This window comes from Arachidicoccus sp. (assembly GCF_050436765.1).
In the GTDB taxonomy this organism is placed as follows: Bacteria; Bacteroidota; Bacteroidia; order Chitinophagales; family Chitinophagaceae; genus Arachidicoccus.
This window is the reverse complement of the sequence record NZ_JBNQGD010000023.1, coordinates 1-8,496: the sequence shown is the minus strand read 5'-3', so window position 1 is coordinate 8,496 and position 8,496 is coordinate 1. Positions and strand designations below refer to the sequence as shown.

Below are 8,496 nucleotides of genomic sequence, written 5' to 3'. Positions count from 1 at the left end.
GATAACCGTTCCTAAAAATTTCGAAAATTAAAATAATGAAGAAAGACAGTGTTTATGGTGATGATTTCCCTATCACATTCGCCCAATATACTGGACAAGAGTCTGGAAATATCAGAGAAGAAATAAAAAATGACGAACCTGACATTCTTTTAACCAATTATATGATGCTGGAGCTAATAATGACCAGACAGTCTGAAAAATGGTTAAGGGATTCAATGCTTAAAAATCTCAAATATATAGTTTATGACGAACTCCACACCTACAGAGGAAAACAAGGAGCTGATGTAAGTTTATTAAACCGAAGAATTCAGGCTCTTTCGGAAAATGATCTAATTTTTATTGGTACTTCAGCCACTATGGCTTCTCAAGGTTCTCCCGAAGAAAAAAAGAAAAAAGTAGCAGAGGTTGCAACACAGATATTTGGCAAAGAATTTCCGAATTGACCTTTCACTGATCCACTCGTCCTCCTTTTGATAAGTTCACCCCGAAGTGCATCGACGCATTTGTTGCCTTTCGATATGTTACAGCCATTTTCCTTCTTATTTTTCTTTATTCCTGGGACTAACAGAGTTTGCTCATAACCTTCGCTCTGTACATGGGATAGTTAACTGAACAACCTAAAATCAAAATTCAGCGAACGCTGCTATAAAATAAATTCAAGAAGGTCTTTGCCTGATTGGCCGGACGCTTTTGGTTTGACTTATATATTGCGTATTCTTCCCTCTCTTGCGTTATTCAAACTTTTGGATAATGTAAGGAAAAAGCGCCGCGCGGCTATTTGGATTAAAATCGGCTAAATAAAACTTGTTACTTTAAGTTTTTATTTTAGTTTTGTTTCACATTTTTTTAACTGTAATAGCTTCTTGGCATGCCAGACTACTCATTTATCGCTGATTCTGTATTATTGCAAATGATTGCAAATGGCGATGAATTAGCATTTACAGAATTGTACAATAGATATAAAGATAAGCTATACGGTTTTGCCTTTCAGCTTTCTGGTTCACAGGAAGAGGCAAAAGATTTGGTCCAAGACGTATTTTTTAAAATATGGGAGTCTCAAAAGAAATTTACTGGCAAGGAGATTTTCGTGAGTTATCTTTATAGAATGATACACAATTTTGCTATTGATAATATGAGAAGGTTTTCAAAAAATACGCTCATGTTAAACTCTTTAAAGATCGGCGAATATAATAAAGAGAAAGGAACTGCCGATGCGGCAATTTTGTACAAAGAGCTGGAAGCTAAAATTAATCGATCTATACAAAACCTGCCTCCGAGGCAGCGCGAAGTTTATATTTTGCACAGAGATAAAGGCTTGAAATATGGAGAAATTGCCAATTCTTTGGGATTATCCGTCTCTACGGTAGAAAATCATTTTAGCCGGGCATTAGACAGCCTCAGAAAGTCTTTTGATTCTTCATTTGAACTCAATATTTTACTCCCACTTATCTTTTTCTTATTTTTTTCTTAACTTTTTTAACGTGGACTGGGTACTTCTGCTTTTTAAATCGTTATACATACAGAATTGTTAGCGCCCTGATATTTTTCAGGATTAAACTTGTTCAAATTGTATGGATAACGACGAAAGTAGATTGGCTTACCTGGTAAACTGTTACTTGAGCAATCATTGTAGCGAAGCCGAAAGAAAAGAATTGTCTCAATTATTACTTTTGCTTGACAATGAAACTGTTTCCCAGGCAATAGAGCAAAGTTGGAATCATTTTGTATCCGCCGAAAAGCTTAATGAAGCTGATTCGGACGAGATTCTTAAAACAATTTTGGAAAAGAACAGAATGGTCGCTACTAAAAAAAGGCAAATAAAAATTTATCGCTTAGTCGCTGCTGTGGCTGCCATCTTTTTATTATTCATTTCTTTAAGATACACTCTTCGTTCTTTTTCGGGTACTTTGGCTCCATCAGCAAATAGAACGGTTTTAAGCCATACAAAGCATGATATCGCGCCTGGTAAAGGCGGAGCAGTACTTACATTGGCCGACGGCAGTCAAATATTAATCGATAGCCAAAGCAACAAAAATGAAGTGTTGGCCAGGCAAAATGGTGTAAATGTTTTACTTAAAAAAGGAAAAATAATTTACACGCAGCAAGGGAAGTCTTTATTAGCCAAAGCAGTAGGCCTTAATACCATGTCGACACCACGGGGCAGAACGTTCAAGTTGCAACTTCCCGATGGTACAAACGTTTGGCTAAATGCGGAATCTTCTATTTCTTTTCCGGTTCAATTTAATATCAACAAGAGAGAGGTGAAAATATCAGGTGAGGCCTATTTTGAAGTGGCTAAGCTTTATCAGAAAAATACCAAAGAAAGAGTTCCTTTTATCGTGCATATTCAACCTACTGACGAGAAGAGTGAATTGGCAACAGTGGAAGTTCTAGGAACGCATTTTAATATCAATGCCTATTCCGGGCTAAAAGGTATAAAGACGACTCTTTTGGAGGGATCTGTAAAAGTTTGGGCAAAGGATGCTGCAGACTTTGCTCAAATAAAACCGGGTATGCAAGCAAAAATAAAGGAAAGTCCATTTAATAAAATTGAAATTAAGAACGTAGATGTTGAAGATGCTATTGCTTGGAAAAATGGTTTATTCAATTTCAATAATGCCGATTTAAAAGAGGTAATGCAGGAATTGTCCAGGTGGTATGATGTTGATGTTGTTTATAATGGCGATATTCCAAATAGACATTTCTGGGGGAAAATGCAGAAGAGCCTTTACTTGTCACAAGTGCTTTTGGCTTTACAAAAAGTGAATGTAAATTTTAAAATTGACGGAAATAAAATAATCGTTTCAAAATAAATAAACCGCAAATATTATGTAGCACAATTACACTAAAAAATAAAAACCGAGAAGAAGATTGGCGTCCTTTCCCGGCTATTATTTCAGGTAGCTTAAACTTCAAAACTATTCCAGTAAAACTGGATAATTCATCGTTTCACCCAAAACTTGTACAAAAGTATGCAATTCAAAGCAGTATTTGGTATTGGCACACATAAAATAATTGTGTCCCATTTATCGCGCAGATTACAAACATTTGTTTTTGATCTACACAAAACCAGACAAATTAAGCGTTCTTTATTATTAAAAAAAGCCTTGTTAGCAATGAAGCTGACTACATTTCTTTTAATTGCCTTTATGCTAAGCGCGTCGGCAAAAGTGACTTCTCAGGTAATTACTTTCTCGGCGAAGTCTGCCACACTCGACAAAATTTTCAATGCTATTGAGCGTCAGACCGGCTATGTGGTATTTTGTGATTATCAATTTATGAAAGACGCAAAACCTCTTACATTAAGTGTAAAGAGTGAGCCGTTAACTTCTTTCTTAGATAGAATACTTAAATCTGATGGTTTAAATTATGCTATTGAAGACAAGACAATTATTGTTTCCAGAGCGAAAAAGAAAGCGGCGGATAATTATAATTTACATCCCATCGTTTCCGTGGCAGACCGCCATTTGAAAGGTAGAGTTTTAAATGAGAATGGTCTGCCGATGGTGGGCGTGGTTGTTACTGTAAAGGGTACAAAAAATTCGGTTGTGACGGATGCAGACGGTATTTTTGATATAGTCACGCCAACTTCCAGTGCCATTTTGGTCTTCTCCAATGTTGGTTATGAAATTAAAGAAGCTGAGCTAAAGGAAAATGAATCCCGAACAATTAGGCTCCTGCCTAAAATCCAAAATTTAGATTCTGTTATTGTTGTGGGATACGGTACTCAAAAAAAAGTAGATCTGACCGGAGCGGTGGCTACAATAAGTGGTGATGAGCTGGTGAACAGACCGGTACCCAATGCGTTAGCTGCACTTCAAGGGGCCTTGCCGGGTATTACCGTTACCAGAAGTAGCGGACAGCCGGGAGGTGAAGGTTATTCTCTAAGGATAAGAGGTTTTTCTTCTGCCAACGCAACAGATCCATTGGTACTAATTGATGGTCTCGAAGGAGATTTGACCTTATTGAATCCCGATGACATTGCTTCGATTTCTATATTAAAAGATGCAGCTGCTGCGGCAATTTATGGAGCAAGAGCTGCTGCGGGTGTCGTGTTGGTAACGACCAAAAAAGGCAATATAGGTCAGACGCGCATCAATTTTAATAGTTATTATGGTGTAGATATTACGGCAAGACAACCACAGCGTTTAAATTCCTGGGACGAGCAAACATTAATTGATGAGGCCAGATTTAATGCAACCGGTAAAAAAGAATTTACGGACGAACAAGATCAATGGCTTGCAAATCCAAACTTCGATTATCGTCCGAATATTTCTGGACAAGACCGTTGGGACTATTACGATAATATCAACTGGGTGCAGGAGGGGATGAATAAATACAACCCAAGTCAAAACTACTCTTTGTCCGTTAGCCAAGGGGATAAAAAATTAAACTATTTACTTTCGGCTGGTTATTATTCGCGTCAAGGCATATTAAAGTATGGCCCGGACGGTAATGACAGGTATAATCTAAGATTAAATATCAACAGTGAAATAAACAAATACGTTGATTTGTCTGTTAGGGCTAGTTATGCCGGATCGTTTATTAAACAAAATTCATACGGCGATGGCAATATTGTGGAAAGATTATATCGAATTAGAACGCGACAATCTTTATATGTTCCTGCAGAAGATACCACAGGTGCAATTTACAACGGAGACTTGCAGGTCAACCCGGTTGATATAGAGAAAAACTCGGGGGAAACAGATAACAATTACGAAGTTTTCAACGGGCAGGCGAACCTTAAAATTCACGACTTAATCAAAGGCCTTACTTTAAATATCGTTGCTGGAAGAGCACAGGATTATTATAATTCTCAAACAGAAAAAAGAAGTCTATATTGGTACGGACGTTCTACTAATACGATCCGTTTTAGTGCCAATGTACCTAACTCCCTTAGCAAAACTAAAAATAAAGGTTACGATAATAACTTACAGGCTTATTTAAATTATGCGCTTAGTATCAACGAAAAGCACCACTTTAAGCTTTTGGTCGGGACTTCCTATGAAGACTATCGCAAAGATGAGTTTTCTGCATCTGCTACTTCCATGATTACGAACGATTTTTTCAGCTTTAACTATGCTGATTTGCTGACCAAAACGAATGCAGATTCTATAAAGACCTGGGCTATGGGTTCCTATTTTGGAAGATTAAATTATGATTATAAAGAAAAGTATCTGTTTGAAGCCAACTTGCGTGTGGATGGCAGTTCCAGGCTGGCGCCGGAGAACAGGTGGGGTGCGTTTCCTTCTTTTTCTGCCGGATGGAATATCAAGAAGGAAGGCTTTATGCAAGACAGACTTAATTTTATTTCCAGCTTAAAGTTGAGAGCTTCTTGGGGTCAATTAGGCAATGGCGCTGTTCTGGGTTTATATGATTATATTCCTTTGTTGAGCAGCGGTACTGCCTTAGATTTCAATGATCAGAAAGCACAATATATTTATCAAAATACACTGGCCTCTCCAAGCAAAACATGGGAAATTGTACAAACATCTGATGTAGGTTTAGATATGGGTTTTATAAAAAATCACCTGAACGTTACTGCAGACTATTATATTAAAAAGAATAAAAACATGTTGGCAACCTTACAGGTGCCATCCATCATTGGTGTAAACGTTTCCAGTAGTAATGTTGGAGAGCTGAAAAGTTGGGGCTGGGAATTTGATGCGCAATGGAAAGACAATTTTAGAAATGGTTCTTATTCAGTTGCTTTCAATATTTCTGACAATCAGAACAAATTAATTAAGTACGACGGGCAAAATTCTATTGGCGCCGGTGGTACAGTTAAACTTTTGGAAGGATATCCTTTGAATACTATTTGGGGCTACAAAACAGACGGGTATTATCAACAGCCGGGTGATTATGCGGCCTATGGTGTTCAGTCTTTTAACGATGCTAATGTTGGTCCGGGTGATGTGAAATATTTAGACCTCGATGGGAATAAGAAAATAGATGCAGGTGGTGGTACGCCAGAGGATCCGGGCGATTTGGTCAATTTAGGTACCACAAATGCGCGGTATACATTTGGATTAAATCTCGGTGTAAACTGGAAAAACTTCGATCTTTCTTTATTTTTGCAAGGTACGGGCAAGAGGAGTTTTTTGATTGATGCCAGTACTTTGAATCCATTAAATGCCACATCTAACCTTCCCTGGTCTATAATGATGGACAGGTGGACTCCGGATAATAGAAATGCCCTTTTTCCCAGAGAATATCAAAGTTCTAATTTTGATTTTGAACCTTCAGACAAATGGGTACAAAACGGAAGTTACATCCGATTAAAAAATATACAATTTGGTTATTCGATTCCGATTAATAAAAAATATATTCAAAGGCTCAGAATCTATTTTTCGGGGCAAGACTTATGGGAAAGTACCAAAGTATTACCTGTATTCGATCCGGAAGTACCGGATGGCGTTTCTGCCTCTGCTTATCCCTTTTACAGGGTGGTCGCTTTTGGTCTGAATCTTACTTTCTAAATAGTAAAAAGTATGTTTTTACATTAGATAGAAATCAAAAATTATAAAAGTCATAATAATGAATAAATTAAATAAGTTGCCTTACATTATGCTCGCAGCTTTATTGTTTTTGAGCAGTTGTATGAAGCTAAACAGAGTGCCGGAAACAGACTTTTCCGATGCTAATTTCTGGAATACAGAGAGCGATTTACAAGAAGCTTGTAATAGATTATATAATCAACTGGCTGGTTACGGAATCGATAACAGGGCGGATGATTCCTTTGGAAATACGGGAGATCAAATAAGTAACGGCAGTAGATCTGTTCCAAGTACAAGCAATGACTGGAGTTCACCTTACGATAATATATTTACGGCTAATAATATTTTGGAAAAAGGACTTCGTGCGGTCAATGTTGCTGAATCTGTCCGAAACAGATATTTTGGGGAAGCCAGATTTTTCAGAGCTTATTATTATTTGCAACTGGTGGAAAAATATGGCGACGTTCCGTTGGTAACAAAAACTTTAGATGTAAATGATCCGGAATTATTGATGCCAAGAACGAGTCGGGCAATAGTAATGGATACTATTTTTTCCGACCTTGATTATGCGGCAAAATGGCTTCCTCGGGCGGCGAACTTACCGGCTGCGGATTATGGAAGAGTGACACAGGGAGCAGCATTGGCGCTTAAAGCAAGAGCGGCTCTATATGAAGGAACATTCGCGAAGTTTCATGGTACAGACGAAGATGCAAGTGTCGATTTGCAGATAGCTGCAGACGCCGCGACTTCAGTAATGAACGAAAACTATTACGGATTATTTAATAGTTATGCAAATATGTTTCAACACGAAGGAGACGGACCGCAAAATAAGGAAAATGTATTTGTGAAAGTATATGGCTCCAACGCCATTGTGGATGGAACCGACGTCAATCCTATTGTTACACACGACAATTCCAGAAATATGGAAAATGGTCGCTTTGCACCTACAAGAAATTTGTTGGTAAATTATTTATGTACCGATGGGTTGCCCTGGGGACAATCGCCATTGACTGAACCGGAATCGAGTTACAATGCATTCTTTGCGAATCGTGACCCAAGATTAAATATGACAGTGTACGAAATTGGAGATACTGCCTACAAAGGAACTTGGGTGCCTACCACTACAGCGCAAAGAACGGGTTATGCATGCAGAAAAGGTTACAACCAAGCGGATTGGGATAATCTCGGGAAGGCTACGGTTGACAAAGCTTTGATAAGATATGCGGAAGTCCTGCTAATATATGCGGAGGCAAAATATGAAATAAGCGGATCAATCTCTGATGCCGATCTGGATAAATCTATTAATAAAATTCGTGACAGAGTAAATATGCCGCAGTTGACCAATCCATTTGTAATCGCAAATAATCTGGATATGCGCACGGAAATCAGAAGGGAAAGAACCGTTGAACTAGCACTGGAAGGCTTTAGATATGATGATGTCATCCGTTGGAAAACGGCTGAAACGCTGATGCCAAAGGGTATTTTGGGCGCAAAATTTATCGCTAGCGAATGGCCGGACACAAAAGCTTCTGACCTTAATCTGAATGCAGATAGCTTATTGATTGTAGAACCGGCGGCAAAAAGAGCCTTTAAGGCGGACAAGGATTATTTATATCCGGTTCCTTTAAATGAAATCTCTTTAAGCAAAGGAAATGTAACTCAAAATCCCAATTGGTAAAATGGGGACGGTATACTTTTATTTATTTACAAAAATCATGATTCAATGAAAAATAAATCATTTTTATATATTATTATCTTTTCTGTTATTGCGGGCATTACAATAAGTTCCTGCAATAAGGTAGATTATCCAAACGGTCTGCCTCAATATGACAATTATTATTATTTAGGGTTTTTACCTTGGAATAATACGAAGGTAACGGTAAGCAGAACGCAGACGGCATTGTTGAAATTTCCGGTTCAATTTCATTCTGCATTTGTACGCAGTTATGATGCAATAGCCCATTATAAAGCAGATACGGCTGGTATCGCTTCTCCTGCT

At 38.0% G+C, this 8,496-nt stretch carries 6 protein-coding genes; all 6 read left to right on the top strand.

What is annotated here, in order from left to right:
- Positions 1–35: 35 nt before the first annotated feature.
- Positions 36–443: a DEAD/DEAH box helicase gene (locus ACQR30_RS00950; protein WP_429729972.1), complete on the top strand. Its 408-nt coding sequence runs from the start codon at positions 36–38 to the stop codon at positions 441–443.
- Between the two features lie 425 nt (positions 444–868).
- Positions 869–1,471, top strand: coding sequence for an RNA polymerase sigma factor (locus ACQR30_RS00945; protein WP_429729969.1), 603 nt, complete (start codon positions 869–871; stop codon positions 1,469–1,471).
- A 100-nt stretch (positions 1,472–1,571) separates the two neighbouring features.
- Positions 1,572–2,813 carry a FecR family protein gene (locus tag ACQR30_RS00940; RefSeq protein WP_429729966.1) on the top strand — a complete coding sequence of 414 codons (1,242 nt, stop codon included), beginning with the start codon at positions 1,572–1,574 and terminating at the stop codon, positions 2,811–2,813.
- A 159-nt stretch (positions 2,814–2,972) separates the two neighbouring features.
- Positions 2,973–6,479 (top strand): SusC/RagA family TonB-linked outer membrane protein, encoded by a 3,507-nt coding sequence (locus ACQR30_RS00935; protein ID WP_429729964.1) that lies wholly within the window; start codon positions 2,973–2,975, stop codon positions 6,477–6,479.
- 58 nt (positions 6,480–6,537) lie between these two features.
- A complete protein-coding gene (locus ACQR30_RS00930; RefSeq protein ID WP_429729961.1) occupies positions 6,538–8,175 on the top strand; it encodes a RagB/SusD family nutrient uptake outer membrane protein in 1,638 nt (545 codons plus the stop codon).
- Between the two features lie 45 nt (positions 8,176–8,220).
- The coding region (locus ACQR30_RS00925) for a hypothetical protein (protein WP_429729958.1) at positions 8,221–8,496 on the top strand (276 nt) is incomplete at its 3' end.

Bases quoted from the DNA above. Each gene is read 5' to 3' on its own strand.
- ACQR30_RS00950 (WP_429729972.1), top strand. From the start codon at position 36: ATGAAGAAAGACAGTGTTTATGGTGATGATTTCCCTATCACATTCGCC.
- ACQR30_RS00945 (WP_429729969.1), top strand. From the start codon at position 869: ATGCCAGACTACTCATTTATCGCTGATTCTGTATTATTGCAAATGATT.
- ACQR30_RS00940 (WP_429729966.1), top strand. From the start codon at position 1,572: ATGGATAACGACGAAAGTAGATTGGCTTACCTGGTAAACTGTTACTTG.
- ACQR30_RS00935 (WP_429729964.1), top strand. From the start codon at position 2,973: ATGCAATTCAAAGCAGTATTTGGTATTGGCACACATAAAATAATTGTG.
- ACQR30_RS00930 (WP_429729961.1), top strand. From the start codon at position 6,538: ATGAATAAATTAAATAAGTTGCCTTACATTATGCTCGCAGCTTTATTG.